Annotated in this window: 1 protein-coding gene; it reads right to left on the reverse strand. The window is 63.0% G+C overall.

Going from position 1 to position 1,115, the window contains the following annotated elements:
- A partial coding sequence (locus NH344_RS18190; RefSeq protein ID WP_253028294.1) for a reverse transcriptase domain-containing protein occupies positions 1 to 437 on the reverse strand: 437 nt, incomplete at its 3' end.
- Between the last annotated feature and the right edge of the window lie 678 nt (positions 438 to 1,115).

Below are 1,115 nucleotides of genomic sequence, written 5' to 3' on the forward strand. Positions count from 1 at the left end.
AGGCCATTCCTCACCGTTCCGATGGCCTGATGCGCCGAGCGCCCCGGCCGGAAACCATACGAGCACTCGTGAAAATCATGCTCATAGAGCGGCTCCAGCAGGGCCACCACGGCACGTTGCAGGACCTTGTCTTCGAAGGTAGGAATGCCAATCGGCCGTGTGGAGCGCCCGTCTCCCTTGGGAATATTGACGCGCCGCACCGGCGGCGCCCGGTAGCGACCGCTCTTGGCCGCTTCCAGCAGACGCTGGACGTTAGCCTCGAAGTCGCGCGCGAAGTCGTCCGCCGTCTGGCCGTCGATCCCGACGGCGCCGTCACGGCGCGTCATCAGGTAGGCCGTCCTCAGCCACTGGGCGTCGATATGATGCGCCAGTGACGTGAAGGCACGCTGCGGGAAGCGCTCTGCCAGCGCTGCTATCCGCACTTGTTTCGTGGACATGACCTCAGGTTCCTGTGCACCTGTCATGTTGCCCTCGTGCAGTTCTGATGATTGGCCGCCCCTTCCCTCCAGCGGGTCCCGTCGAGTAGGTTCCCCGCCTTCTTCGGTACTATGAGCGACTCCGACTCCCGCCCTTCCATCCGGCTGGCTCCTTATGGTCGCCTGGCCGTACCCCCTGAGTGCCTGTTGTTTGCTTCCGGTACCGTCAGGCACGACAGCACCGGACCGGGAGCTTTCGCCGCAGGCAGCCCCATGCCTGTACCTTTGTCGTTCAGAGGAGAAGGACGGGCCTCCCAGGTTCCTGGGAAACCCCTGTATGGACATGCCCTGCTCTTCGACCCCGGCGGCCCTTCCCTGCCAAGCCATACGGCAGGGTCGTGTTGCCTTCCAGCATTTGAAAACTGTCGGCGACTGCCACTACCACAATTTCGGGGCTCTATCACACGGCCTACCTACTCGCTGTGTACGCTTCGCAGCGGCGGTTACCCGACACCACGCAACACTCGCTGCCGGCTGGTGGCTAGCCTTGGCCGGGTGGGACTTTCACCCACTGGGTTTCACGACATCCTTTCCACCTTCTCGGTTTCCCGGATGTCCAGGCTTTGCCTGGCGCACTCAAATTCTGTGTATGGCCGGTCAGGCGGCAGTCCTGTCTGACTGATCGGTCAAGGGTTCGCC

The sequence above is a fragment of the Halomonas sp. Ps84H-12 genome, from assembly GCF_024124725.1.
Taxonomy (GTDB): domain Bacteria; phylum Pseudomonadota; class Gammaproteobacteria; order Pseudomonadales; family Halomonadaceae; genus Vreelandella; species Vreelandella aquamarina.